This window comes from Roseovarius sp. MBR-51 (genome assembly GCF_053628575.1).
In genome coordinates, this window is sequence record NZ_JBRJGQ010000002.1 from 246,053 (window position 1) to 270,259 (window position 24,207).

At 62.2% G+C, this 24,207-nt stretch carries 20 protein-coding genes; 13 read left to right on the forward strand and 7 right to left on the reverse strand.

From position 1 onward, the window contains the following. The first annotated feature begins 18 nt into the window (after window positions 1–18). The 4 genes from ACSSVY_RS03730 to ACSSVY_RS03745 all read left to right on the forward strand — a co-directional run bounded on the left by ACSSVY_RS03730 (window position 19) and on the right by ACSSVY_RS03745 (window position 2,692). A complete protein-coding gene (locus ACSSVY_RS03730) occupies window positions 19–849 on the forward strand; it encodes a sulfotransferase domain-containing protein (protein WP_454268088.1) in 831 nt (276 codons plus the stop codon). Continuing rightward, complete coding sequence (locus tag ACSSVY_RS03735) at window positions 846–1,715, forward strand: sulfotransferase domain-containing protein (RefSeq protein WP_454268089.1); 870 nt, start codon at window positions 846–848, stop codon at window positions 1,713–1,715. The genes ACSSVY_RS03730 and ACSSVY_RS03735 overlap by 4 nt, the downstream gene beginning before the upstream one ends. 77 nt (window positions 1,716–1,792) lie before the next feature. Continuing rightward, complete coding sequence (locus ACSSVY_RS03740; protein WP_454268090.1) at window positions 1,793–2,305, forward strand: hypothetical protein; 513 nt, start codon at window positions 1,793–1,795, stop codon at window positions 2,303–2,305. 102 nt (window positions 2,306–2,407) lie between these two features. Further along, complete coding sequence (locus ACSSVY_RS03745; RefSeq protein WP_454268091.1) at window positions 2,408–2,692, forward strand: hypothetical protein; 285 nt, start codon at window positions 2,408–2,410, stop codon at window positions 2,690–2,692. Window positions 2,693–2,838: 146 nt separating this feature from the next. Here the strand turns inward: ACSSVY_RS03745 and ACSSVY_RS03750 are convergent, their stop codons facing one another. Next, window positions 2,839–3,045 carry a cold-shock protein gene (locus tag ACSSVY_RS03750; protein WP_008280689.1) on the reverse strand — a complete coding sequence of 69 codons (207 nt, stop codon included), beginning with the start codon at window positions 3,043–3,045 and terminating at the stop codon, window positions 2,839–2,841. A 207-nt stretch (window positions 3,046–3,252) separates the two neighbouring features. On the opposite strand from ACSSVY_RS03750, the gene ACSSVY_RS03755 reads away from it, so the two are divergent. Both ACSSVY_RS03755 and ACSSVY_RS03760 read left to right on the forward strand, forming a co-directional pair. Further along, window positions 3,253–3,567 (forward strand): ArsC/Spx/MgsR family protein, encoded by a 315-nt coding sequence (locus ACSSVY_RS03755; protein ID WP_454268092.1) that lies wholly within the window; start codon window positions 3,253–3,255, stop codon window positions 3,565–3,567. Window positions 3,568–3,613: 46 nt separating this feature from the next. After that, window positions 3,614–3,982 (forward strand): hypothetical protein, encoded by a 369-nt coding sequence (locus ACSSVY_RS03760; RefSeq protein WP_009815608.1) that lies wholly within the window; start codon window positions 3,614–3,616, stop codon window positions 3,980–3,982. 12 nt (window positions 3,983–3,994) lie between these two features. Here the strand turns inward: ACSSVY_RS03760 and ACSSVY_RS03765 are convergent, their stop codons facing one another. After that, a complete protein-coding gene (locus ACSSVY_RS03765) occupies window positions 3,995–5,296 on the reverse strand; it encodes a hypothetical protein (RefSeq protein WP_454268093.1) in 1,302 nt (433 codons plus the stop codon). Between the two features lie 135 nt (window positions 5,297–5,431). Between ACSSVY_RS03765 and ACSSVY_RS03770 the strand changes: the two genes are divergently transcribed. Further along, window positions 5,432–6,082: a transglycosylase SLT domain-containing protein gene (locus tag ACSSVY_RS03770; protein WP_454268094.1), complete on the forward strand. Its 651-nt coding sequence runs from the start codon at window positions 5,432–5,434 to the stop codon at window positions 6,080–6,082. Between the two features lie 63 nt (window positions 6,083–6,145). Here ACSSVY_RS03770 and pepN read toward each other — a convergent pair whose 3' ends face one another. Further along, a complete protein-coding gene (pepN, locus tag ACSSVY_RS03775; RefSeq protein WP_454268095.1) occupies window positions 6,146–8,698 on the reverse strand; it encodes an aminopeptidase N in 2,553 nt (850 codons plus the stop codon). Between the two features lie 53 nt (window positions 8,699–8,751). On the opposite strand from pepN, the gene ACSSVY_RS03780 reads away from it, so the two are divergent. The 3 genes from ACSSVY_RS03780 to ACSSVY_RS03790 all read left to right on the forward strand — a co-directional run bounded on the left by ACSSVY_RS03780 (window position 8,752) and on the right by ACSSVY_RS03790 (window position 11,444). Further along, on the forward strand, window positions 8,752–10,290 hold the full coding sequence (locus ACSSVY_RS03780; protein ID WP_454268096.1) for an FAD-binding domain-containing protein: 1,539 nt from the start codon (window positions 8,752–8,754) through the stop codon (window positions 10,288–10,290). A gap of 1 nt (window position 10,291) precedes the next feature. Then, complete coding sequence (locus ACSSVY_RS03785) at window positions 10,292–10,486, forward strand: DUF2256 domain-containing protein (RefSeq protein WP_454268097.1); 195 nt, start codon at window positions 10,292–10,294, stop codon at window positions 10,484–10,486. A gap of 181 nt (window positions 10,487–10,667) precedes the next feature. Beyond that, the gene (locus ACSSVY_RS03790) at window positions 10,668–11,444 is read left to right on the forward strand and encodes a gamma-glutamyl-gamma-aminobutyrate hydrolase family protein (protein ID WP_454268098.1); all 777 of its coding nucleotides are present in this window, start codon (window positions 10,668–10,670) and stop codon (window positions 11,442–11,444) included. A gap of 58 nt (window positions 11,445–11,502) precedes the next feature. Here the strand turns inward: ACSSVY_RS03790 and ACSSVY_RS03795 are convergent, their stop codons facing one another. From ACSSVY_RS03795 to ACSSVY_RS03805, 3 genes are all read right to left on the reverse strand, one after another. Further along, a complete protein-coding gene (locus ACSSVY_RS03795; protein WP_454268099.1) occupies window positions 11,503–15,780 on the reverse strand; it encodes a Hint domain-containing protein in 4,278 nt (1,425 codons plus the stop codon). Window positions 15,781–16,154: 374 nt separating this feature from the next. After that, window positions 16,155–18,407 carry a Hint domain-containing protein gene (locus ACSSVY_RS03800; RefSeq protein ID WP_454268100.1) on the reverse strand — a complete coding sequence of 751 codons (2,253 nt, stop codon included), beginning with the start codon at window positions 18,405–18,407 and terminating at the stop codon, window positions 16,155–16,157. Window positions 18,408–18,596: 189 nt separating this feature from the next. Continuing rightward, a complete protein-coding gene (locus tag ACSSVY_RS03805) occupies window positions 18,597–19,349 on the reverse strand; it encodes an SDR family NAD(P)-dependent oxidoreductase (RefSeq protein WP_454268101.1) in 753 nt (250 codons plus the stop codon). A gap of 73 nt (window positions 19,350–19,422) precedes the next feature. Between ACSSVY_RS03805 and ACSSVY_RS03810 the strand changes: the two genes are divergently transcribed. The 3 genes from ACSSVY_RS03810 (at window position 19,423) to ACSSVY_RS03820 (ending at window position 23,025) form a co-directional block, all read left to right on the forward strand. Further along, the gene (locus tag ACSSVY_RS03810; protein ID WP_454268102.1) at window positions 19,423–19,875 is read left to right on the forward strand and encodes a methyltransferase family protein; all 453 of its coding nucleotides are present in this window, start codon (window positions 19,423–19,425) and stop codon (window positions 19,873–19,875) included. A 128-nt stretch (window positions 19,876–20,003) separates the two neighbouring features. Continuing rightward, window positions 20,004–21,578 (forward strand): Re/Si-specific NAD(P)(+) transhydrogenase subunit alpha, encoded by a 1,575-nt coding sequence (locus ACSSVY_RS03815; RefSeq protein ID WP_454268103.1) that lies wholly within the window; start codon window positions 20,004–20,006, stop codon window positions 21,576–21,578. 13 nt (window positions 21,579–21,591) lie between these two features. Beyond that, window positions 21,592–23,025, forward strand: a complete 1,434-nt coding sequence (locus ACSSVY_RS03820) for an NAD(P)(+) transhydrogenase (Re/Si-specific) subunit beta (RefSeq protein ID WP_454268104.1) — start codon at window positions 21,592–21,594, stop codon at window positions 23,023–23,025. Window positions 23,026–23,098: 73 nt separating this feature from the next. Here ACSSVY_RS03820 and ACSSVY_RS03825 read toward each other — a convergent pair whose 3' ends face one another. Continuing rightward, entirely contained in the window at window positions 23,099–24,019 is a 921-nt protein-coding gene (locus tag ACSSVY_RS03825; protein WP_454268105.1) for a DMT family transporter, read from the reverse strand. Between the last annotated feature and the right edge of the window lie 188 nt (window positions 24,020–24,207).

The window sequence follows — 24,207 nt, forward strand, 5'->3', positions numbered from 1 at the left end:
TGCGGGGGCCGACGGGGCATGAAGCGAAGCATCATCTGGCTGGCCTCTTATCCGAAGTCCGGCAATACGTGGACGCGGCTGTTCCTCGCCAATTATCTTATGAACGCCCAAGAGCCGGTGCCGATCAATCAGGCGCACCGCTTTGCCATGGGCGATGCAGTGGTCAAAATGTACAACCGGGTTGCCGGGCGCGAGATCGATCCGCAGGATCTGGCCCTGTGTCTGCGTCTGCGTGATCCGGTCCTGCGTGCCATCGTCGCCAACAATGCAGATGTCAACTTCGTCAAAACGCATAATGCTCGCGTGGCTCCGGACAAGATTGACCTGATCCCCGACCGCTACACACGCTCTGCCATTTATATCATCCGCAATCCGCTGGATATGGTGCTGTCCTATGCGCGCCATTACGGCATCACGCAGGAGGATGCGGCGCAGAAGATCTGTCATCCCGACAACGGGAACCTACCCACCGAAACCACGGTGGCGCAATACCTGACGTCCTGGGAAAATCACGTCAAGAGCTGGATGGCCTATGCGCCCTGGAAGCGTCTGCTCGTGCGCTACGAGGATCTGTTGGACGATCCCGAGACGCAGTTCGCCAAGGTGCTGGATCTGGTGGGCGTGCCGGTGGACAAGGAGCGCCTCCAACGGGCGATCCGGTTTTGCAGCTTTGACGAGTTGTCGCGGCAGGAAGACGAACAGGGGTTCATCGAGCGCCCCGAACAGAGCGAGAAATTCTTTGGCAAGGGACAGAAGGATCAGTGGAAAACCGATCTCGACCCCGCGCTGGCGGAGATGATCCGCACCAAGATGGGGCAGACGATGAAGCGATACGGGTATCTGGAATGAGCGATTTGCGGCGGATCATCTGGCTGGCGAGCTATCCCAAGTCGGGGAATACATGGATGCGGAGCCTCTTGGCGCAGTATTTCATGCCCGCAGGAAAAGCACCTGATATCAACAACTTGAGGCAGTTCACGACTGGCGACACGCGGCAGGATTTCTTTGACGCGGCCAATGGCGGACCGTTTCGAGGGCAGGGCGTGGAAGACTGGATGCGGGTGCGGGGGCGTGCGCTGCGCCTGATTGCGGGCTCAAAACCGGACCATCATTTCGTCAAGACCCATTGCCAGACTGTGCGCATATTCGATCAGGATGTGATCCCGCCCGAATTGACCGCCGCCGCGATTTATATCATCCGCAACCCGTTCGATCTGGCCCCGTCCTTTGCCCGGCATCAGAATTGCGATCTGGATCTGGCGATCGAGCGGATGTGCAACGCCGACACGATCACCGGCACGCCGAATGGCATCATCGACCTGCTTGGCCGTTGGGACGATCATATTCGCGTCTGGACCAATGCGCCGGGCTTGCCGATCCATGTGGTGCGCTACGAGGATATGCTGCACAATCCCGGCAAGGCGATGCGCGGCCTGCTGGAGAAATTCCTCAAGGTCAAGGTGGACGGTCCCAAGCTGGCGCGCGCCATCAAGGCCACGAGTTTCGAAGCGATGAAGCGGCAGGAAGAGACGCTGGGCTTTGCCGAAAAGCCCAAAGGCATGACCGCGTTCTTTGCCAAAGGGCAGGCCGGGGTTTGGCGCGAGGATCTGACACCGGCGCAGGTGGCGCGATTGCACGAAGCGTTTTTGCCGACGCTGGAGCGGTGGTATCCTGAGATGCTCAAGGAAACTGCTGCTGTTGCCGCGCGGGCCTGAAGCCGCATAGCTGGCAATCGCGCGCGGTGTCGCTATGTTGAAGCACGAACATCAACCGCCTGATGGGAGGGTCTGAGATGATGCGCAAGAGTTTGATCCTTGGAGCTGTGGCGCTGGCCGGGTGCACGGCGGTGGGTCCGCAGATGGTGGCGCGGCTGGGCGCTAATCCGGTGGTCTCTGGGGGCAGTTACGATTCCGGTGGTGGACTGAGCGTGGCGGCGGATCTCCGACAGCATCAGGGCCGCGTGCTGGTCTGCGGTGTCTGGGCGCAGAGCCATCAGCAATCGGTGCTGACCAAGGGCAAGGCCGTCGATGTCATGGGCTCGGGCGCGGTCTATCTGGGAAATGATGCGCTGGTGCGTGGGCTGGTGTTCATGCGCGAGGTGCCGCCCGCTCTTGATTACGCGGGGCAAGAAGCGGGCTGCGTGCTGACCGAGCGGGTCTGGCAGTCGGCCTATGCCAATGCCGCCCCGGTGATCCGCCTGCCGCGCCAAGTGGTGCATGTCGAAGGGGACGTTGGGCATTTTGTGGTGACGTTTACGCAGACCGGACCGGGGGCCGGGGCACCGAAACCCGCAACAGAGGGCTAAAATCGCACTGCATCGCCTCTTTTGCCGGGAAAGAAATTGACAGAGGAGGCTTATCCCATACGGTTGCCGTAGTATGTTCCACGGTTTGCCCAAGAGGTTACAATGCGTAATTCCACGAAATCCATCATCTCAGCTCTGACGCTTGCGATACTGGCCGCGCCGGCCATGGCGCAGAGTGCCAAGGTCTATGCCTATGAGTCCCAAGCCAATTATTGCCCTGCCGGATTGCAGCCGGTGACGATCAGTGGCGTGATCTGTTGCGGTCAACCCAATCAGACGCAGAGCTATCAACAGGCGCTGCGCCATCCTGTGACCAAGGTCCGGCATCAAACCTATAGTGCCACGTCGCATCTCAATTGCCCAGAAGGGGCGAAGGGCTGTTACTGAGGTCTGAAACGCCCGTGGCAGAAAAAAGTCACCAAACAGGGCGGGCCTCGGCGCGCCCTGTTTTGTTTTCTTGACCGTTCTGGCTGCATCGGGCTTGGGACCGCTGGCACGGTACCCCACCGGACTGCAAAAGGATGTCACATGCGTTAAAGCAGCCGCAGATCAGATGCCATTTGCCGCCCGTCGCGCCCTTCCTGAAGCTCGAAACCGACCTTTTGATTGTCTGCGAGCCCTGTCAGCCCCGAACGTTCGACCGCAGAGATATGCACAAACACATCCTTGCCGCCGCCATCAGGGGCGATGAATCCATAACCTTTGGTGGTGTTAAACCATTTCACGGTGCCGGTTGGCATTCCGCTTCTCCTTTTGCGTCGCTTCCCCGGGAATATGCCGGGCCATGTGACTCCGGACCCTCAGGGACCGGCCAAGCGTTGCAAAGGCGGAATCTGAATGCCCATCGTTACGAGGACGATGATTGCATCGCCATTGTAAAAATCAAGCAAAACTCCATAACGGGCGGGATTTTGACTGATAATGACGCAAAAATGAAGGAATGTGCCATGATCCTCTACGGATTGAAAACCTGTGATACCTGCCGCAAGGCGTTGAAAGCGCTTGAAAACGTGACGTTTCACGATGTCCGGGCGCAAGGCTTGCCCAAGGATGTGGCAGAGGCGGCGCTGGCGCAGTTCGGGGATGCGCTGGTGAATCGTCAGTCAACGACGTGGCGGGGGCTGAGCGAAGACGTGCGGGCGCGCGATGCTCTCACCGTATTGGAAGAGTATCCGGCGTTGATGAAACGCCCGTTGATTGACGATGACGGCACGCTCTATCTGGGCTGGAGCAAGGAGACACAAAACGCGCTGCTTGGTTAAGGCGGCGTGACGGCCTATATCGGGGCGAGGTTAAGGAGGCGGGTGAATGCGCAGTGCGGCAATGGTGTTGGGGGTAATCGGCGGCTGTCTGGCGGTGCTGGTCGGATTTTTCAGCTATGGCTATACCGAGGTGATCAACCGGGTCGGCGAGGTGGACGGATTGTTCTATCAGGTGCATGATCCGGCACTGATCCGCACCGCGAGCTTTCTGGCACCACTCTTGGCGATTGCCGGGGGGGCGATGGCCAAGATGCGCGCGCTATGGGGTGGGCTGTTGCTGCTCGTGTCGGCGGGGCTGATGTATTACGCCTTTGGCTTCAACGTCTTTACCATGTTCCCGCTGGGCTTTACCGGGCTGGCCGGGATTCTGGCCATCGCGGCGGGCAAACCGGATGAGCCAAAGGCGCATTTCTGAGCGCGTCTGCCCTCAGAGTGCGGGCAGACGGTACATGCCGGAGCTGGAAAAGGCGATGGAACTGCCGTCCGCGATGTCCTCTTCAAAGCATTGGGCGATGATGCGTAGGGCGGTTTGGCGGCCCTTGAGAACCAACGCGCGGCGCGAAGGCAGCGACGGGGTCAGGCCGGGGCTAAGCAGGGTTTGCGACCAGATGAGCGGATGCAATTCCTGCAAATGGTTCTCCAAAAGCCAATCCAGACAGTCGTGAATGCGGCGGCGCGCGGCCTCTTGTGGGGCCGAGACGCGCTGTTTGCCGGTCTTGGGGGCCATGACGATGCCGCAAAAGGCCGAAAGCTGGTTGATGACATGCTGATCGCGCCGCCGTGCTACGATGTCGCGCAGCCCGTCCACAAAGAAGTCCGCGTCCAAGCGGGCCATCGCATCGGGATCAAGCGCCAGAGCGTCGAGATAGACCCAGGCATAGGCCCCAGCGCCCCAAATTTCGCCGGTGCGTGAGGCCGTGCGCCGCGCTTCGAGATCGAGCAGCTCGTAACTGCCATAGCGCGCGGGCAAGAGCGCCTCGCCAAGGGCGCGCATGTGGCGCGGGCTGTCGGGATCAAGGTCGATCAGACGCTCGTAATCGTCCGCGACGCGCATCCGGGGCTGTCGCCGCGCGGCCAGAAGCGCGCATTGCGCGGCGGCCAAGGATGGCGCATCGAGATCAACCCCGTCGAAGGGCGCAAGTATATCCTCGGCGCGTTTGAAATGTTCGAGAAACCGCAATTCATGCGCCGCGCGGGTGCGGTCGGTCGCGGTGGCGCGCCACGCCCAGCCGATGTCGATATGCGCCAGCGCCACGATCAGGGCACACGGGTAGCTGTCGGGACAGTCTGACTGCATCTCTTCGAGCGCGTCGATGCCGAAGGGGTCCGGTTCTGCCCCGTCATGCAGCGCGTCCTCGGCGGCGGCCACCACATCGGCGCGCGCGCCCACGGCCAAAAGCGTGGTCGCGTTCTCGCCGCCGGGGGTGCGCAGCCGCGCGGCATCGGTATATTCGATCACCTGCGCCAGTTCCGGCCACATTTCTTGACGGGCGAGCTTTTGACCCCGGTCCTGATGCATGGCGCGGGCCATTTCCTCATCCGTCACGGGCAGGGAGGGAAGCAGGATTCGTTTGGACAGGCTGTCGAGGTCTGTCTCGGGCTTGCGCCGCAAAAGTCCCAAGAGATCCGGCCAGCGTCCTGCTGCCTGTGACCGCCGCTTGCGCGGGGTGGGGTCGCTTGGTTCTGGCTTGGCAATCGGTTCAAACGGCATGATGACTCCGGTTCGCATGTTATCCCTGAATCTGCCTCTGGATTTCGACCAAAAGAGGGCAATGCTTGGGTGAAGGCGGGGAATATGAGGGAACGGCACGGGGACATTGCCATGTCATCCGCTTTGCGCCAAAATTACCGGATGAAGAGAATTTTGACGATTGTTTTCATTGCATTTTTCTCTCTTCCGAGCGTTGCTCAGGAGGGAGTTTCCCGGTTTGTTCCGCCCGCTCCGCCCGTCCGCGATGGCAATATTCCGCGCACGCGCTGGGAGCACCGCAGCGACGCGCCGCTCTTGACGCGCAGCGCGCTCTCGGCGCTCAAGGCGCATGGCGCCCCGCTGGTACGGACTGTGCCGCGCGATATTGCCAGTTGGTGCCCCGCCTATGTGACCGGAAACGAAACCCGCCGCCGCGCCTTTTGGGTGGGCTTTCTGTCAGCGCTCGCCAAGTATGAAAGCACCTATAATCCCAAAGCTGTCGGAGGCGGTGGGCGGTGGCACGGGCTGTTGCAGATCCTGCCCGCGACGGCGCGGGGCTATAAATGCAGGGCGGGCAGTGGCGAGGCATTACGCAACGGGCCGGACAACCTGTCCTGTGCGATCCGGATCATGGCGCATACGGTGCTGCGCGACGGTGTCGTCTCTGAGGGACGGCGCGGGGTGGCGGCCGATTGGGGACCGCTGAGCAATGGCGCGATGCGTGAGGATATGCAGCGCTGGACGCGAGCGCAGAGCTATTGCAAGCCGCTGTCCTCGGTACGGCCAAGGGCACGGCCGGTAAGGGTGGCGCAGGTGGACGACTAGCGCGCGCGGTGGCTTGAGGCTCAGCGCCCCGCGCCCAACACGACGCGGGGCCAATGCCCCGGCTCAATCGCCTCGTATGCGCCCGACCATCTCGGTCGTGTCGCGGCTGAGATCCGGGGTGGCGAGGATGCGGTCCAGCTCTGCCGCGATCATGCCCTGACGCACCGGATCGTAGCGGCGCCATGTTTCAAACGCCGAGCACATCCGCGCCGTGGTCTGCGGGTTGAGCGGATCGAGCCGGATGAGCATATCCGCAAGCAGGCGATAGCCGCGTCCCGAGGCGTGGTGAAAGCCTGCGGGCGAACTGCTGAGCGCGCCCAGCGTGGCGCGAAAGCGGTTGGGATTGCGCAGCGTGAAATCGGGATGCTGCGTCAGCCGCTCGGCCACCTCTGCCGCGCGCTCTGGTGCGGCCTGCATGATTTGCAGGCTGAACCATTTGTCGATCACCAGCCGGTCGTGTTTCCACTGGGTATAAAACGCCTCGGTCGCGCGGTCGCCTGTTCCCGCCTGCAAGAGGCAGGACCAAGCCGCCAATTGCTGCGTCATGTTGTCGGCGGCGTCATATTGCGCCTGCGCGCGCGCGCCGCCATCGCGGCGGGTCAGCATCGCCAGCGCCGCATTGGCCAGCGCCCGCGCGCCAGTCTGATCGGGGTCAGGGCGGCAGGGGGCCGTGACCTGATGGCGGGTGTAGAGATCCTGTGCGATGCTTTCCAGCGCCACGGCGCGGGCGTCGCGCAGGGTCTCGACCGCCTGCCAGATCGCTTGCGGATCGGGGGTGTGCCCGGCGTCAAAGAGCGCCTGCGCCAGATCATCCTCGCTGGGCAGGCCAAGCGCCAGCGCGCGAAAGGCGGGATCAAGGCTCTCGTCCCGCGCCACGCGGGCAATCGCATCGAGATAGGCGGGATCGGGGGCGGCACCCTCGGTGATCATGGCGATGAGGCCGGCGCGGGCCAGCGCGCGCCCTGCCTCCCATTTGTTGAACGGGTCGGTGTCATGCGCCAGAAGAAAGGCGCGCTCGGCATTGCTGCTCTCACGCTCGAGGATCACGGGGGCGGAAAAATCGCGCAAAATCGACGGGATGGGGCGCGAAGCTAATCCATCGAAGGTGAAGCTCTGCTGCGCTTGCGTCATTTCCAGCACGCAGGTTGCCTGCACCTCGTCGCCGTTGGGACCGAGCAGGCCCACGGCAATCGGGATCACGCGCGGTTGCTTATCCTCTTGCCCCGGTGTGGGCGGGGTTTTCTGTTCGAAATGAAGCGTATAGCGGCCATTGTTGAACTCTTCGGTGACGCGCAGGCGTGGCGTGCCTGCCTCGGAATACCAGCGTTTGAACTGGCTGAGGTCGCGGCCTGTGACATCCTCGAACACCTTGAGCCAATCCTCGATGGTGCAGGCCTGCCCGTCATGGCGGTTGAAGTAGAGATCGAGCGCCTCGCGATAGGCGGCATCGCCCACCAGCCGTTTGAGCATGCCGATCAGCTCGGCGCCCTTTTCATAGACTGTTGCGGTGTAGAAGTTGTTGATTTCAATAAAGCTCTCGGGGCGGACGGGATGCGCCAGCGGGCCGTTGTCCTCGCGGAATTGCCGGGCGCGGAGTGCTATCACATCCGAGATGCGCTTGACCGGGGCGGAACGCAGATCAGAGGTGAACTGGCTGTCGCGATAGACGGTCAGCCCTTCCTTGAGGCAGAGCTGGAACCAGTCGCGGCAGGTGATGCGATTGCCGGTCCAGTTGTGGAAGTACTCATGCGCGACAATCGCCTCGATACGTTCGAAATTGGCATCTGTGGCGGTCTCTGCTGTGGATAAGACGCAAGAGGAGTTGAAAATGTTCAAGCCCTTGTTTTCCATTGCGCCCATGTTGAAGTCATCCACGGCGACGATATTGAAGAGATCGAGGTCATATTCGCGCCCGTAGACCTCTTCATCCCAGGCCATGGATTTCTTGAGCGCCTCCATGCCAAAGGCGCATTTGTCCTCATCCCCCGGCCGCACCCAGATGTTGAGCGCGACCTCGCGGCCAGAGCGGGTGGTGAAACTATCGGGATGCGCCACCAGATCGCCCGCGACGAGGGCAAAGAGATAGGCCGGTTTCGGCCAGGGATCGTGCCACTCGGCCCAGCCCGCGCCGCTGTCGGTCGGGTTGCCGTTGGAAAGCATGACCGGCATGTCGCCCTCAATCCGCACGGTGAAGGTGGCCATCACGTCGGGGCGGTCGGGATAATAGGTGATCTTGCGAAAGCCCTCGGCCTCGCATTGGGTGCAATACATGCTGTTTGACATATAAAGCCCTTCGAGGGCGGTGTTGCCCTCGGGGTCGATCTCGACCTCGGCCTCGAAAGTGAAGGGCGCGTCGGGCACTTGGGCGTGGAGGCCTTGGGGTGTCACCTCTGGTGTGATTTCGGCCCCGTTGATGCGCGCAGAGATGAGGGTAAGCGCCTCGCCATGCAGGAAAAAGTCCCGCGATGTGGACTCGGGGTTGGGTCGGAATTCGATGCGGCTGAGAACGCGCGTCGCCTTGGGGGCAAGACGAAAGGTCAGATGCACCGCATCCACGAGATAGGCGGGGGGCGTGTAATCTTCGAGATAAACGGGCTGTGGGGCTGCATCTTTCATGGCGCTCTCCTTTGGCTTTGGCGCGACCCTAAGTGCTGGCGCGTGGGGCTGCAATGGGGCTTTCCTTTGGGCGCGGCACCGCTATCTCGCTTGCCATGGAACGCCCGGTCATTCTTTGGTTCAAGCGCGATTTGCGGGTGCAGGATCATCCGGCGCTGAGCCATGCCGCGCGGCTGGGTCCGATCATTCCGCTCTATATCGTCGAGCCGGACTTATGGGCAGAGCCGGATACCTCAGGGCGGCAGTATGCGTTTCTATGCGAGTGTCTGGAGAGCTTGCGCGAGGACCTGGCGGGTCTGGGTCTGGGTCTGAGGCTCGTGGTGCGGGTGGGGGATGCGGTGGCGGTGCTGGAGGCGCTGCGCGCCGCGCAGGGCGTGGCGCATCTGGTGAGCCATGAGGAAACCGGCAATCTCTGGAGTTTTGCGCGCGACCGCCGAGTGGCGGACTGGGCGCGGGGGCAGGGGGTGCGGTGGCACGAGATGCCGCAATCTGGCGTGGTGCGGCGGCTGAAGAGCCGCGATGCCTGGCAAGGGGCGCGCGACGGGGTGATGCGCGCGCCGATGCTGGGGCCGGTCGAGGGCGCGCGGGGGCTGGCATTGGTCAGTGATGATCTGCCACGCGCTGAGAGTTTGGGGCTGATGGACGCGTGCCCGCTGCGGCAAAAGGGTGGGCGCGGCGCGGGAATGCGCGCGCTTACCTCGTTCCTGAGCACGCGCGGCGAGAGCTATCAGCGGGCGATGTCGTCGCCCTTGCACGGCGCGCGGGCCTGTTCGCGGATCAGCCCGCATCTGGCCTTTGGCACGCTGTCGCTGCGCGAGGCGGTGCAGGCGGGGGCAGCGGCCCCCACCGGGCGCGGGCCGGATTGGGCGCGCGCGATGCGGTCGTTTCAGGCGCGGTTGGCGTGGCGGGACCATTTCATGCAAAAGCTGGAGGATGAGCCGGAGATTGAGCGGCGCTGCCTGCATCCTGCCTATGAGGGGCTGCGCCCGCGCGCACCCGATGCCGTACGGCTGGCGGCGTGGTCGCGGGGCGAAACCGGATTGCCCTTTGTCGATGCCTGCATGCGCTCGCTCTTGGCGACCGGCTGGCTCAATTTCCGCATGCGCTCGATGCTGATGGCGGTGGCGTCCTATCACCTCTGGCTCGATTGGCGCAGCACAGGGCCGGTGTTGGCGCGGGCCTTTACCGATTACGAGCCGGGAATTCACTGGCCGCAGGTGCAGATGCAATCGGGCACCACGGGGATGAATACGATCCGGATTTACAACCCGGTGAAACAGGGGCTGGATCAGGACCCGACCGGAGAGTTTACCCGCCGCTGGCTGCCGGAATTGGCAAGCGTGCCGGATACCTATCTGCAACGCCCGTGGGACTGGCCCGAGGCGGGGGCGCTTTTGGGGCGCGGTTACCCTGCGCCAATTGTCGATCCGGTCGCGGCGGCGCGGGCCGCGCGCGAGGCGGTCTGGGCCTGTCGGCGCGCGCATCGCGGGGATGCCATGACCGCGCAGATCGTGAGCCGCCATGCCAGCCGCAAACGCCCAAGGCGGGCCAAGCCCAAGGCGGCGTCGGCGCAATTGCGTTTGGATCTCTGAGATGCCGCGCGCCCCCCGAAAATCCGATCTGCCGGTCAAGATCTGCGCCACCTGTGGGCGGCCGATGGAATGGCGGCGCAAATGGGCGCGCGTCTGGGACGAGGTGCGCCATTGCAGCGAACGCTGTCGGCGCAGCCGCAAGACGGCTGGTGTGGACGGGGAAAGCCCGACCGGTCGGGATGCGTTTGACCGGTGACGGTGCAGCCCCGCCCACAAGGCCCAGTTTGCCGCTGAAAGATCAACAAACGGTGCAGGGTTTTTGGGCAAATCCGCATCATCGCACGGAAATATGTGCGGGAATTGATGTTTTGTTATTCCATTTCACACTATAATTTAGGCAAATGAATGAAAGTGTGGCGCAACCCAGAAAGACGAAAATGAAACGCCCGGTCGTTGGTGTCATCGCCAACCAATATCAGATCGACAATCGCTATCCGACCCACGCGGGCGGCACGATCAATTCCTCTGCTATGGCCGATGTGGCGGGCTGTATGCCGCTGATCATCCCGGCCGATCCGCGCTATGTCTCGGTGGCAGAATTGATGGAGATCTGTGATGGATTTCTGCTGACGGGTGGGCGACCCAATGTACATCCCGAGGAATATGGTGAGGCCGCAACCGACGCGCATGGCGCATTCGACCGCGCCCGCGATGCAATCACCCTGCCACTGGCGCGCGCCTGTATCGAGCGGGGGCAGCCGATTTTGGGGATCTGCCGCGGGTTTCAAGAGATGAATGTCGCCATGGGTGGCACGCTGCATCCTGAAATCCGCGATCTGCCGGGGCGCGACAATCACCGTATGCCCCCCGAGGGCACGATGGACGAACAATTCGCGCTGCGCCACAAGGTGCGGTTCGCGCCGGGCGGGGTATTTAACCGGCTGATGGGGGCCGAGGAAGTGATGACCAACACGCTGCATGGTCAGGGCATCCTGCGTCCTGGCGCGGGGGTGGTGATCGACGGTTGGGCGCAGGATGAAACGCCCGAGGCGCTCTATATCGACGGCGCGCCGGGCTTTACCCTGTCGGTGCAATGGCATCCCGAATACAATGCCGCGCATGATCCGGTCAGTCGCCCGCTGTTTACCGCCTTTGGCGATGCGGTGCGGGCCTGGGCTGCGGGGGACACGGCCCCGCTGCGCCGTTCGGCCTGAATCGCCGGCCTGAATCGCCGGCCTGAATCACCGGCCTGAATCGTCGACCTGAGCGGGCTCAGGCCACCTCTCGTTCGCCCAAGCCGCACAAAAGCTGCGCCTCGTGACGGCGCAGGCAGGGGCGCACGGTGTCGCGGTGCTTGCCCGGTGCGCTGCGCAATTCCGGAAAGATGGCGAACAGCTCCTCGCGCGCGGCAGCATCGACGGCGGTCAGCGCCATATCCCCGGCATAAAAGCTCTCGGTGCCGAGGCCATCGGCAAAGATGATCTCGTGGCGATCGAACATGACGTGGATATAGGTCACCTCGTCGCGGGGGCTGACAGTCACATCACGCCCGTTCACCATATGCTTGGCCGCAATCAGAACCTCGCTTTCGCCAAAGAGCAATTCGGCCTGATAGCCGGTAAAGAGCAGCCGGTGTTGCGGCGAGACCAAGAGCGCGTCTTGCCCGCCCATCACGCTGGAGGCGACGGAAATGGGGGCGAAATCGCCCAGACCGGCCACCGTGCGTTTGCCGACCCATCGCACCGGTTGCAGCCCGTGATCGCGTGTCACCACCATATCGCCCAAGCGCAGGCTCTCGACCGGACGCTCCCCCCATTGGGTGAGGATCCGCGCACCGGGGGTAAAGCAGATGATATTCTCGATCTCGGAGAAGGTCACGACCGTGCCATTGACCATCGAAAAGCTGCCCGAGAGACCGCCCGTCGCATCATCCGAATTGGAGAATGTGATATCGGATTTCTTCGCGGTCTCGCCCAGCCAGAGCGTATCGCCTCTGGTCTCGTCGCCTTCGCCGCCAAGGATCGAAATTGCGCCGGTCTCAGTCTCGCCGGTATCGGTCAGGGTAAAGAAATCGTCGCCGTCGCCACCTTGAACGCTGTCGCCTTGACCCACAGACACCGTGTCATTGCCTGTGCCGCCAAAGATGGTGTCAGCCCCAAGTCCGGCCATGATCACGTCATTGCCTGCGCCTGCGTCGATCACATCGGCGTTGTCATTGCTGCGACTGTCGGCGTTGTCGATCCGGTCGCCTTGGAGGTCGCCGCTATAGCTTGCGTCGATCACATCATCGCCAGCCGTGCCCTGCACGATGTAATCGGGCTGGAAAATGCCCATGGCGGCCAATGCATCGTGGCTGGACACAGAGGCGGGATCGACCCCGACCAAGGTGATGCTCTCGCCATTCGGAAAGCTGAGGACGGCATTGTCGTTGCCATCGCTGTCGACCGTGACATCAGCAACGTTGACCGGGTTGCCCGCCGCGTCCGAGAGGTTCGACACATCAAGCTGATCGCGTCCCGTAAAGGTGCCGTCGCCGTTGTCGATGGGGATCTCAAAGCTGGAGACCACATCAGTGCCATCGCCATCCGAAAAGATCAAAAGATCGGTTTCGCCGTCGCCCGGCCCGAGGTCGATCTGATCGTTGCCCGCGCCACCCGTGACCGTATCCGCCCCCGAGGAGGAGAGGATCGAGTCATCGCCCGCGCCCCCGTCGACATAGTCATTGTCAAAGCCGGAAAAGATCGTGTCGTCGCCGCCGCCCGCAAGAATGCTGTCATCGCCGTAGTTGCCGATGATTTCCTCAACCCCGTCAGAGCCGATCACGGTATCCGCGCCAGTGCCCATCTGAAAACGCTCGATCTCCGAGAATTCGGTGACAGAGGTGCCATCGGTGATGGTGCCGGTTTCAGGTGCGGTGAAGTTGATCAGCAGCCCGTCGGAAATGGCGGAGAAGTTGATCCGGTCGCCTTCGCTTGCGGTCTCTTCGGTTTCACCGCCGATGATGGTGTCGTTTTGCAGGCTGCCGTCGAGGAAAATCTCGTCATCGCCAGCGCCTGCATTGATGAGATCGTTGCCAAGGCCCGAATCGATGCTGTCATTGCCCGCGCCCGCGAAGATCACGTCATCCTGAGAGCCGTTGGTGGCATCCCCGGCGTCCACCCGGTCACCCTCGGGGTCGCCGGTGTAATCCACGTTGATCAGGTCGGCGCTGGCACTGCCCTCAACCACGAAATCGCGCGCGTCGGGAATGCCCATGGCCACGAGGGCGGCGGTGCTGTCGACATCTATCATCGGCACGCCGATCAGCGTCAGGTTCTCGCCACCCGGAAAGGTCAGGACCGCATCGCCGGTGCCATCGCCATTGGTATCGGTGACGATCACATCTGCGGTGGTCACGGGCGTTGTGCCATCCGACGTGAGGCCCGACACATCCAGCAGATCGCCGCTGGAATAGGTGCCGTTGCCATTGTCGCTGGGCGCGGTGAAGCCGCTGACCGCATCGCTGCCCGAACCATCGGCCAGAACCAGCGTGTCTGTGCCGCTGCCGAGGAGTATCGTCTCGATCTCGGAGAAGGTGGCGGTTGCGCTGCCATCGCTGACCGTGCCGCTCTCGGGGTTGGCAGAGCTGAGATCGACCACGAGCGGGCCGGTCGTGGCCGAGAGGTCGAGCGTATCGCCCAGGGTTTCGCCGGTTTCGCCGCCGGTGATCGCATCAAAGCCAAAGCCATTCTCGATCCGGATCGTATCGTCACCGCCTTCGCCGAACATCTGGTCCGCACCGGTGCCGCCCAGAATCAGGTCATCACCGGTCCCGCCATAGAGGGCGTCGTTGCCGGCCCCACCAAAGATGACATCTGCCCCGGACTCGCCCAGCACGGTATCATTGCCAGCCCCGGCGACGATCGTGTCATTGCCAGCCCCCGCCTGCACCGAATCCGCATTGCTTCCGTCCGAATGGTCGAGCGCGTCGATCCGGTCGCCATCCGGGTCACCGGCATAGTTGGCGTCGATCAGGTTGGCCCCGGCGTCGCCTTCGACGATGTAATCGGGAATGATGAAGCGTTCGATATCGGTGTAATTGATGTTCGCGGAGTCACTTCCCCGACCGAGGGTGATCTGACCGCTGAAACCCGGATTGCCATTGATTTCGGGGTTTTTGGTCATGCTCGTGACGGTCCAGCCATCCGCGATCAACGCCGAAAGGTCCAGCGTGTCATTGTCGGTGCCGCCAGAGCCGCCATTGACGTTGAAACTATAGACGCCAGAAGGGTCGGTCGCGGTGGCACGGATCAGGTCGGCGCCGTCGCCTGCAGTGATGCTGTCATTGCCACCCGAGGTCAGGATCGTGTCGTTGCCGGCACCGCCAAAGACGGTATCAGCGCCAGACCCGCCGTCGATGAGGTCGCCATCCGCGCCGCCGTCGATCAGGTCATTGCCGCCGCCGCCGAGAATCGTGTCACTGCCGGTGCCGCCAAGAAGGCTGTCCCCACCGTTGCGCCCGTCGATAAAATCGTTGCCCGCGCCGCCATCAATATAGGTGGTGTAGATGTCCGACCCAGAGGTGCTGCTGGCATCCGAGCCGATGAGCGTGTCGTTATAGGCCGAGCCGATTATCCCATCAATGCCCTGATTGACAACATCGCCTGTGGCATCCCCCCCGGTTGCGGTGCCAGCCGCGAGATCGACCGTCACCGCCGCGCCTGAGGTGGAGTAGTCCACGATGTCAAGCCCGACACCGCCGTTCATCGTATCCGCTCCGGCACCGCCGATCAGCGTGTCGCTCCCATTGCCGCCCACGAGCGAATCGTTGCCCGCGCCGCCATCCAGCAGGTCGTTGCCGTCGTCACCGAACACAGTGTCGTTGCCTGCGCCCGCGCGCACGGTGTCATTGCCGGCACCCGCCGTCACCAGATCGTCGTTGGTCCCGGCGAGATTGTCCGTGTCGTCGATCCGGTCGCCCTCGGGATCGCCGAGATAGGCGGTGCCGATCAGGTCGTTGCCTGCCGTCCCCTCGACCACGTAATCCGACACGGTGAGGTCGTAGCGGTCCGCCGTCATGCCAAAGACATCCGTGCCATTCGACGGTGCGGCCGTGCCAAGTGTCACCGATAGAATGGGCTTGGCCTCGAGCGCGACAGAATAGGTGTTTGGCCCGGAGGGTGGTGGGATCAGATAGAGATTGCCATTGGTATCCTGCATCACGATCGCATCGACGATCGCGGTGGTGCCATCGGTATAGGTGATCACGGTGTTGGTGTAGATCATCGTGGCGTCATGCGTGTGGGTCACGCCGCTGATGATAAATTGTTCGTTGCTCGAGAAATTGTTCGAGTCATAGGCGTTGGACGTGGCCCCGCCGGTGTAGGAGTCGATAAGACCCAGAAGAGTTTTCGCGGGAGAGAGCGATGTCAGAGTGCTCGACACCGGGGCGAGCGCGCTGCCGAACACCTGACCATTCAGGGCTACATGATTTTCGGACGTTAGATTTCCCTCAACCGTGTCGATCTGGGGTGCAACCCCAAGGTAGAAAAGGTCAAATGTCGTAGCCATGGTCAAGATGCTCGCTGTCTGTCGGGGCGGGGCGTGACGGTGTCGCTCTGTGGGGTCGTTTCAGGTCGGGCGGGAAGAATGGGCAGGTCGGATGCCATCCTGTCATCCGGCAGCAGTCGGAGGGGGCGCTGCTCTTACGTCGGACTGTCGGGCTCAAAATGCATCACGCCCGCCAGTGGCGGGCTGCATTCCTACTGCTGTCTCTACCGCATATTTCATTTCACCTCACTTTCCGCGCACCAATCAGACCGGCGTCAGATGGCCCCGTCGATCTTAGGAAAAACCCTTTGGAATTCTGTTAATGGCGTGGCTTGCTCTAACGTTGTCTGGAGTCAGACTATTTAACGGCCCGGGTTTGGCAGAATTTAGGGGTCTCATCCGCAGGGTTGCAAAAGCCGTGCCTCGTGCCGCTTGAGGCAGGGCCGCGCGGTGTCGCCATAGGCGTTGGGATTGCTGCGCAACTCGGGAAAAACCGCGAACATCTCTTCGCGCGCCTGATCCGAAACGGCCGAAAGTCCGACAGCGCCCGCATGAAAGCTCTCGGTTGCGGCGCCTTCGGCATAGATCACCTCATGCTGGTCGAACATGATGTGGATATAAGTCACCGCCGCCTGTGCGACCTGCGTGACGGCCTGTCCGTCCACCAGATGCGTGGCGGCAATCAACACCTCATCGCAGCCAAAGAGCAACTCGGCCTTGTAGCCGGTAAACAGAAAGCGATGCTGCGGCGAGACCAAGAGCGGCGCGCGCGCCCCGTCAAGCACATGCGCGGCCACGCGCACCGGCGCAAAGCGGTCGATGCCCGGCACCGTCCTGCGCCCGGTCCAACGGACGGGTTGCGGGCCGTGATCGCGGGTGATTACCAAATCCCCGGCGCGCAACGCCTCTACGTTGCGCTCGCCGTTGGGCGTCAGAAGGCGGATGCCGGGGGTGAAACAGATGATGTTCTCGATCTCGGAGAAATTCACTACCGTGCCGTCAGTGAGGGTGAAACTGCCCGAGAGCCCGCCCGCCGCATCGTCGGGGTTGGAGAATGTGATGTCTGCCTTGCGCGCCTCGGGCGACAGAAAGAGCGTGTCGCCGCTTGTTTCACCGCCTTCGCCGCCGACGATGGTGATCGTGCCGGTGCCGGTTTCGGCGGGTGGCCCGATGACAAAGAGGTCATCGCCATCGCCGCCATAGAGCGTGTCATTCTCGCCTGCGATCAGCGTGTCATTGCCGCCCTCGCCAAAGAGGAGATCCGCCCCCGCGCCCCCATCGAGGTAATCATTCCCCGCAATGCTATCGCTGCCCACGATCAAGGGGCTGGTCGCCAGATCCTGCACCGCCCCCCCCGGCAAGGTCACGGTGCCCGACAGCACATTGCCGCCAAGGTTTTCCCAGTACCTCACCTCGATGGTGTAACTCTGGCCCGCCTCAAGCGTCACCTCGCCCCAACGGGTCGTCGCGCCCTGATGGAAATCGTTGTCGAGAAACGATCCCGTCGTACCGTTCTGATTGGTGAAGGTGACAGGATCGCCGTTGCCGTCGAGAATGCGGATGGTCGATCCATCGTCCGAGGTGGTGGCAAAGCGGTAGACCCCGTCCGCCGTGGCAATGAGGTTTGAGCTGTAGATGATGCCGTAATCGTTCGGATCGCCCTGACCTGTCGCCTGTTGGCCGTGGCCTGTGACGTCGAACGCGGCAGAGGTGCCAGAGCCAGCCAAGGTGCCGCTCTCGATGCTGAAGGCTTGCCCGTTGGCCGAGGTGAAATCGCGGGTATAGACGTCATAGCTCCAGCGTGCGGCGGTGCCGCCATCGCCATAGAGGGTGTCATTGCCTGTGCCGCCGTCGAGGCTGTCATCCCCCGCGCCACCGATCAGCGTATCGGCCCCGCCTTGACCCAAGAGTGTGTCATTGCCGCTCTCGCCGCTCAGGCTGTCTGCGCCGGTGCCGCCCTGGACGGAATCGTTGCCCAGACCCGCCAGCACGGTGTCATTGCCCGCACCCGCGTTGATGACATCGTCGTTGCCGCCACCCGGTGCGTCGTTGTTGTCCACCCGGTCAGAACCAGAGGCGACCGGCTCGGTATAGCCGCTGTTGATGAGATCAGCGCCGCCGGTGCCTTGGACGATGCCATCGTCGATGCCGATGTCAGCCCGGTCAGCCCCGAGGTTGGTATTGGTGGAGGTGTTGACCGAGTTGAAGGTGACCGACTCGATCGGGCGCGCGGTCATGGCTGCGATATTCGCGGCATTCGCCGCCGTGGTATTGAGCGGCGGCGCCAGAAAGAGATTGCCATTGGTGTCCTGCACCAGAATCGCAAGAAACGATGTCGTCGTGCCATCGGTATAGGTCAGCGTTGCGTTGAATGTGGACAGACCGTCAAAGGTAAAGGTCTGCGTGCCACTGCCTATGTCGGTCGAGAATTGATCATTCGAGGCGGTATTGTTCATATCCAGCGCGCCCGCAGCCCCACCATTGTCGATGGTGGTGACGCGCGTCACATTCTGGTAGAGCGGATCAATCGCGGTGCCATAGGTGCGGTTGACGAACAGGCCTGCGTTCTCGGCGTTGCTGTTGCCTTCGGTCGGATCGAGAATTATCGGCTCGTTGCCTAAAAAAATCCAGTTGAAGGTCGTTGGCATAGTATTGGCACCCTTTTGTTTCCAAACTGGATACACAGCCTCTGCGGCGGCAATGGGCGCGGATTCAGGAGAATTTTAGACGAGTGTGTCTAAAATCGGGTCAATCATGTCTTGTGTGTGGCGGGGGGCGCTGCCCCCCGGACCCCCGGAGTATTTCAGCCAAGAAAAAGCCAAGAGTGCCGGTGTGGATCAGACCTGTCCGCCCGCGATTTCAAGAGCTTGGCCATTGATGCTGGATGATCCCGGACCGCAGAGCCAAAGCACCGCTTGCGCCACCTCGTCGGGGCTGATCAGGCGCTTGTGGCGGTTGGCCTCGATCATCATGGCGCGCGCCTCTTGCTCTGACACGCCTGCGCGCGCGGAGATGGCCGCGACATTGCGGCTGATGATTTCGGTGTCCACATAGCCGGGGCAAATCGCATTGAAGGTCAGACCTGTGCCCAGATAATCCTCGCTCAAGCTGCGGATCAGACCGATCATCCCGTGTTTGCTGGCGCTATAGGCCGCAGCCCCCTTGAGCCCCTTGATCCCCGCAATTGAGGAAATTGCGATCACCCGCCCCCAATCGGTCTGGCGCATGCCGCTCAGACAGTCGCGCACCGTATAAAAGGCGCCGTCGAGATTGGTGGCCATGATCTGCCGCCAGAATGCGGCATCCGTCTTGTGCAGTGCGCGCCCTTCAGCGATGCCGGCATTGGGGATGCAGATCTGCACCGGGCCGCGTGCCTTGACCGCGGCGGCCACGCCCTCTGCGACCTCACGCTCTTGGGTCACATCCATGGACAGCGGGTAGAGGCCCACGCCTGCCACCTCCTCCAACACGGCCGCACGGCGTCCGGTGATCGTCACCTGAGCACCCGCCCCGGCGAGCGCGCGGGCGATGGCGAGGCCAATGCCGCTGCCGCCCCCCGTCACCAAAGCGTGCTTGCCCGCTATTGTCATCTTGCCTCCGTCATATCTCACGCTACTCTACCCGCTCTTGCTCCAGAGACAACCACGAGAGGATTGCAGGCCCATGCTGAAATGGATCGACATGCCGCCTGTCTGGCTTGGGGGGTTTTTGGCCGTGGCATGGGCGCAGTCCAGTCAGTACGCCATGGGTCTCAGCTTTGGTGAGACATGGGCCGATCTCTTGGGGGGGCTGCTGGTCGGCGGGGGGATTTTGCTGGTTGCAATGGCCGCAATGGAATTTCGCCGCCATAAAACCACCATCGTCCCGCATCAGACACCAGAGCGAGTGATCCAGTCCGGCATCTTTCGCCGCTCACGCAATCCGATCTATCTCGGCGATACCCTGATTCTCACCGGACTGATTCTGCGCTGGGACGCCGTTTTGGCGCTGCCGCTGATTCCCATTTTCGTCTGGGTGATTGAAAAGCGCTTCATTATCCCGGAAGAGGACCGTATGCGGCGCAAATTCCGCATGGATTTTGCCCGATACTGTGAAAAAACCAGACGTTGGTTGTAGAAACCGCGACAATCTTGATCTCGTCACTCACGAAATAGTGTGAAATAACGACCTTCGGGACAAAGAAACCGGCATGCCGCAGATGCGGTGCCATCAGAACACGTCATCTGCCAGAGGGGGAGACAGCATTGAAGATCGGAACGCCAAAGGAAGTGCTTGAGGGCGAGAACCGGGTCGCCATGACGCCCGACTCGGCCCTGCAACTGCAAAAGCTGGGATATGACTGCGCGATCGAGAGCGGCGCAGGCGCTGCTGCCGGGTTCTCGGACGCTGCCTATAAGGAGGCTGGCGTCGAGGTGCTCAAGACCGCAGCGGCGCTTTACAAAGCCGCCGATGTGGTGGCCAAGGTCCGCCCCCCCAATGAGACAGAGGCCAAGCGCCTGACCGAAGGCCAGCTTCTGATTTCCTTCTTCTGGCCTGCGCAGAATGAGGCGCAGATGAAACAGCTCGCCGAAAAAGGCGCTTCGGTCATCGCGATGGACATGGTGCCGCGCATCAGCCGCGCGCAGAAGATGGACGCCCTGTCGTCCATGGCCAATATCGCCGGCTACCGCGCGGTGATCGAGGCGGGCAATAACTTTGGCCGCTTTTTCACCGGCCAGATCACGGCGGCGGGCAAGGTACCCCCGGCCAAGGTGCTCATTGTGGGTGCAGGCGTCGCGGGTCTGGCGGCGATTGGCACCTCGACCAGCCTCGGGGCCATCACCTATGCGTTTGACGTGCGCCCCGAAGTGGCCGAGCAGGTCGAATCCATGGGCGCGCAATTCGTCTATCTCGACTTCAAGGAAGAACAGCAGGACGGGGCCGCCTCTGGCGGCTATGCCTCTGTCTCCAGCCCCGAGTTCCGCGAGGCGCAATTGGCCAAGTTCCGCGAACTGGCCCCTCAGATGGATATCGTCATCACCACGGCGCTGATCCCCAACCGCGAAGCCCCCGAGCTTTGGACCGAGGATATGGTCAAGGCGATGAAGCCCGGCTCGGTCATCGTCGACCTTGCCGCGGAAAAGGGCGGCAACTGCAAACTGACGGTGATGGACGAAAAGATCGTCACCGACAACGGCGTGACGATCATCGGCTATACCGATTTTCCCAGCCGGATGGCGGCGCAATCCTCGACGCTCTATGCCACGAACATCCGCCACATGATGACCGATCTCACCCCCGACAAGGACGGCAAGGTCAATCACAACATGGAGGATGACGTGATCCGGGGTGCGACCGTGGCCCATGCCGGTGCTGTCACCTTCCCGCCACCTCCGCCCAAGGTTGCCGCGATTGCGGCGCAGAAGCCCAAGGAAAAAGTCAAGGAACTGACCTCTGAGCAGAAGCGCGCGGCTGAAATGGCGGCGTTCAAGGCGCAGACCAAGAACCAGGTCACGCTCTTGGTGGTCGGTGCGGTGCTGCTCCTTGCCGTGGGCCTCGTTGCTCCGGCCAGCTTCATGCAGCATTTCATCGTCTTCGTGCTCGCGGTCTTTGTCGGCTTCCAGGTGATCTGGAACGTGTCGCATTCGCTGCACACGCCGCTGATGGCGATCACCAACGCGATCTCGTCGATCATCATTCTGGGCGCGCTCATGCAGATCGGATCGGGGTCTTTCCTCGTGATCCTCTTGGCGGCGCTGTCGGTGTTCATGGCCGGGATCAATATTTTTGGTGGCTTCCTCGTCACCCGGCGCATGCTCGCCATGTTCCAGAAGTCATAAGGAGTAGAGGATCATGGATTACGGTTTCACGACGGCCGCCTATGTGGTGGCAGCCATCCTCTTCATTCTCTCTCTGGGCGGGCTCTCGGGGCAGGAAAGCGCCAAGCGCGCGGTGTGGTATGGCATGGCCGGTATGGCGCTGGCGGTTGTCGCCACGCTGATCGGCCCAGGTGCGGGGCTCTGGCTCTTGTCGCTGGTCCTGATCGCGGCGGGTGGTGCGATTGGCTATGTGGTGGCCACACGGGTGCAGATGACCGAGATGCCGCAACTTGTGGCGGCGATGCACAGCCTTGTGGGGCTTGCGGCGGTCTTTGTGGGCTTTAACGCCGATATCGAACTGGGCCGCGTGCTGGCGATGGACGATACCGCGCGCAAGGGGCTTGAGGGCTTTGCCGCCGTGCTGGCCAAGAAAACCAGCGTCGAGGTGGCGATCCTGCGGGTCGAGGTGTTCCTCGGCGTCTTTATCGGGGCCGTGACCTTTACCGGCTCGATCATTGCCTTTGGCAAGCTGGCGGGCAAGGTCGATACCGCCGCCAAGAAGCTGCCGGGTGGGCATATGCTCAACGCCGGGGCGGCGTTCCTGTCGGTTGTTCTGGGGGTCATGTATTTCAACGATGCCGGCATCTGGACGTTGGTGGTGATTACGCTTCTGGCGTTCTTCATCGGCTATCACCTGATCATGGGCATTGGCGGTGCGGATATGCCCGTGGTGGTTTCGATGCTCAACAGCTACTCGGGCTGGGCGGCGGCGGCGATTGGTTTCAGCCTTGGCAATGACCTCTTGATTGTGGTGGGCGCGCTGGTCGGCTCAAGCGGTGCGATCCTGAGCTACATCATGTGCAAGGCGATGAACCGGTCGTTCATCTCTGTCATTCTGGGCGGCTTTGGTGGCCCGGCGGGCGAGCAGATGGCGGTTGAGGGCGAACAGATCGCGATTGACGTCGATGGCGTGGCTGCAGCCCTGAACGAGGCCGACAGCATCATCATCATCCCCGGCTACGGCATGGCGGTGGCGCAGGCGCAGGGGGCGGTCTCTGAACTGACCTCGAAACTGCGGGCCAAGGGCAAGACCGTGCGCTTTGCCATCCATCCGGTTGCAGGCCGTCTGCCGGGGCATATGAACGTGCTCCTGGCCGAGGCCAAGGTGCCCTATGACATCGTGCTGGAAATGGACGAGATCAACGAGGATTTCCCCAGCACGGATGTGGCGATCGTCATCGGCTCGAACGATATCGTCAACCCGGCGGCGCAGGACGATCCCAACTCGCCCATCGCCGGGATGCCGGTGCTGGAATGCTGGAAAGCCAAGCAGGTGTTTGTCTCCAAGCGCGGTCAGGGCACCGGCTATTCGGGGATCGAGAACCCGCTGTTCTACAAGGACAACACGCGGATGTTCTATGGCGACGCCAAGGCGAGCCTGTCGAGCCTCTTGCCCAAGATCGACTGAGCCTTGGGGCTGTGACTTGCGGAGGGCGCGGCCGAAAGGCTGCGCCCTTTGGCTTTACTGCGCCAATGTATCGTCAGACAGATCTCCTGCGTCGCGTGAAAACTCTGCGCAGGTGTGTCACCGGACGACCGTCGACTGCGCAGAGCCCCGCAGCAATCAACGCCATCCCCCAGATGTGCCGCGCAAGCAGCGCTTCGCCTAGGAACAACGTCCCCAACAGAATTGCGCTGATCGGCACAAGAAGCGTTACCAGCAACAGATTGGTCGCGCCCGCCGTCGACAGGATACGGAAATAGAGCGTATACGCGAAGGCGGTCGATATGGCGGCGACGCCGATCACCGCGCCGATGGTCCACCATCCAGGGGCGGGCAGGGTCCAGGGCTGGTCCACCACCATCACCAATGGCAAGAGGATCAGGCTGGACGCGATGACCTGACCGGTCGCGGTGCTCATCGGGCTGACGCCCAAAGTGCGAAACCTGCGCCCGAAGATGCCCGCGACGGCATAGGAAACCGCAGCGAGAAGGCATAGGATCTGGGCCGCGACGTGAACGCCAAGATCGCGCAGGGCCCCTGAGCCGATCATCACCGCGACCCCGGCAAAGCCGATCAGCACGCCCGAGAGCTTGCCGCGCGTCATCTGCTCGTCCTGCGTCAACAGATGCGCAAGCAAGACCCCAAAGAACGGCGTCGAGGCGTTCAGGATCGAGGCCGCACCCGAGGTGATATGCTGCTGCCCCCAGACGATCAGGGTGAAGGGAATGGCATTGTTCAAAAGACCCATGCCAAGAAAGGCCGCCCAGACCCGCCGGTCCCGCGGCATCCGTTCGCCGCGCAGCCGCAGAAGCGCAAGCAGAAGGATCGCGGCAAGGGCCACCCGAGCGAGAACCACTGTCAAGACCGGCAATTCCCGCAGCGCGACGCTGTTGAAGAAGAAAGACCCGCCCCAGACGGTTGCAAGGGCCAAAAGCATGACCCATTCCCGTCCCGTCATGGGGCGGTTTGCAGGGGGGAGGGGTGGCATATCCTGTCCTTTTTCTTGGCGCTCCGGCAGAGCGGGTTGATCCCACCTTGTCATCGACGCGCGCGCCGGACGACCCGTTTCCTGCTCTAAAGCGGTTTTAGGGGCGTGCGTGTCATCCTCTGACGCTTTCGTCTTTGGCTGTCGTTGAAAATTGAGTA

What these genes read in the sequence shown, in the direction of transcription:
- ACSSVY_RS03730 (WP_454268088.1), top strand. Translation starts at nt 19, where the DNA reads ATGAAGCGAAGCATCATCTGGCTGGCCTCTTATCCGAAGTCCGGCAAT.
- ACSSVY_RS03735 (WP_454268089.1), top strand. Translation starts at nt 846, where the DNA reads ATGAGCGATTTGCGGCGGATCATCTGGCTGGCGAGCTATCCCAAGTCG.
- ACSSVY_RS03740 (WP_454268090.1), top strand. Translation starts at nt 1,793, where the DNA reads ATGATGCGCAAGAGTTTGATCCTTGGAGCTGTGGCGCTGGCCGGGTGC.
- ACSSVY_RS03745 (WP_454268091.1), top strand. Translation starts at nt 2,408, where the DNA reads ATGCGTAATTCCACGAAATCCATCATCTCAGCTCTGACGCTTGCGATA.
- ACSSVY_RS03750 (WP_008280689.1), bottom strand. Translation starts at nt 3,045, where the DNA reads ATGCCAACCGGCACCGTGAAATGGTTTAACACCACCAAAGGTTATGGA.
- ACSSVY_RS03755 (WP_454268092.1), top strand. Translation starts at nt 3,253, where the DNA reads ATGATCCTCTACGGATTGAAAACCTGTGATACCTGCCGCAAGGCGTTG.
- ACSSVY_RS03760 (WP_009815608.1), top strand. Translation starts at nt 3,614, where the DNA reads ATGCGCAGTGCGGCAATGGTGTTGGGGGTAATCGGCGGCTGTCTGGCG.
- ACSSVY_RS03765 (WP_454268093.1), bottom strand. Translation starts at nt 5,296, where the DNA reads ATGCGAACCGGAGTCATCATGCCGTTTGAACCGATTGCCAAGCCAGAA.
- pepN (WP_454268095.1), bottom strand. Translation starts at nt 8,698, where the DNA reads ATGAAAGATGCAGCCCCACAGCCCGTTTATCTCGAAGATTACACGCCC.
- ACSSVY_RS03780 (WP_454268096.1), top strand. Translation starts at nt 8,752, where the DNA reads ATGGGGCTTTCCTTTGGGCGCGGCACCGCTATCTCGCTTGCCATGGAA.
- ACSSVY_RS03785 (WP_454268097.1), top strand. Translation starts at nt 10,292, where the DNA reads ATGCCGCGCGCCCCCCGAAAATCCGATCTGCCGGTCAAGATCTGCGCC.
- ACSSVY_RS03790 (WP_454268098.1), top strand. Translation starts at nt 10,668, where the DNA reads ATGAAACGCCCGGTCGTTGGTGTCATCGCCAACCAATATCAGATCGAC.
- ACSSVY_RS03795 (WP_454268099.1), bottom strand. Translation starts at nt 15,780, where the DNA reads ATGGCTACGACATTTGACCTTTTCTACCTTGGGGTTGCACCCCAGATC.
- ACSSVY_RS03800 (WP_454268100.1), bottom strand. Translation starts at nt 18,407, where the DNA reads ATGCCAACGACCTTCAACTGGATTTTTTTAGGCAACGAGCCGATAATT.
- ACSSVY_RS03805 (WP_454268101.1), bottom strand. Translation starts at nt 19,349, where the DNA reads ATGACAATAGCGGGCAAGCACGCTTTGGTGACGGGGGGCGGCAGCGGC.
- ACSSVY_RS03810 (WP_454268102.1), top strand. Translation starts at nt 19,423, where the DNA reads ATGCTGAAATGGATCGACATGCCGCCTGTCTGGCTTGGGGGGTTTTTG.
- ACSSVY_RS03820 (WP_454268104.1), top strand. Translation starts at nt 21,592, where the DNA reads ATGGATTACGGTTTCACGACGGCCGCCTATGTGGTGGCAGCCATCCTC.
- ACSSVY_RS03825 (WP_454268105.1), bottom strand. Translation starts at nt 24,019, where the DNA reads ATGACGGGACGGGAATGGGTCATGCTTTTGGCCCTTGCAACCGTCTGG.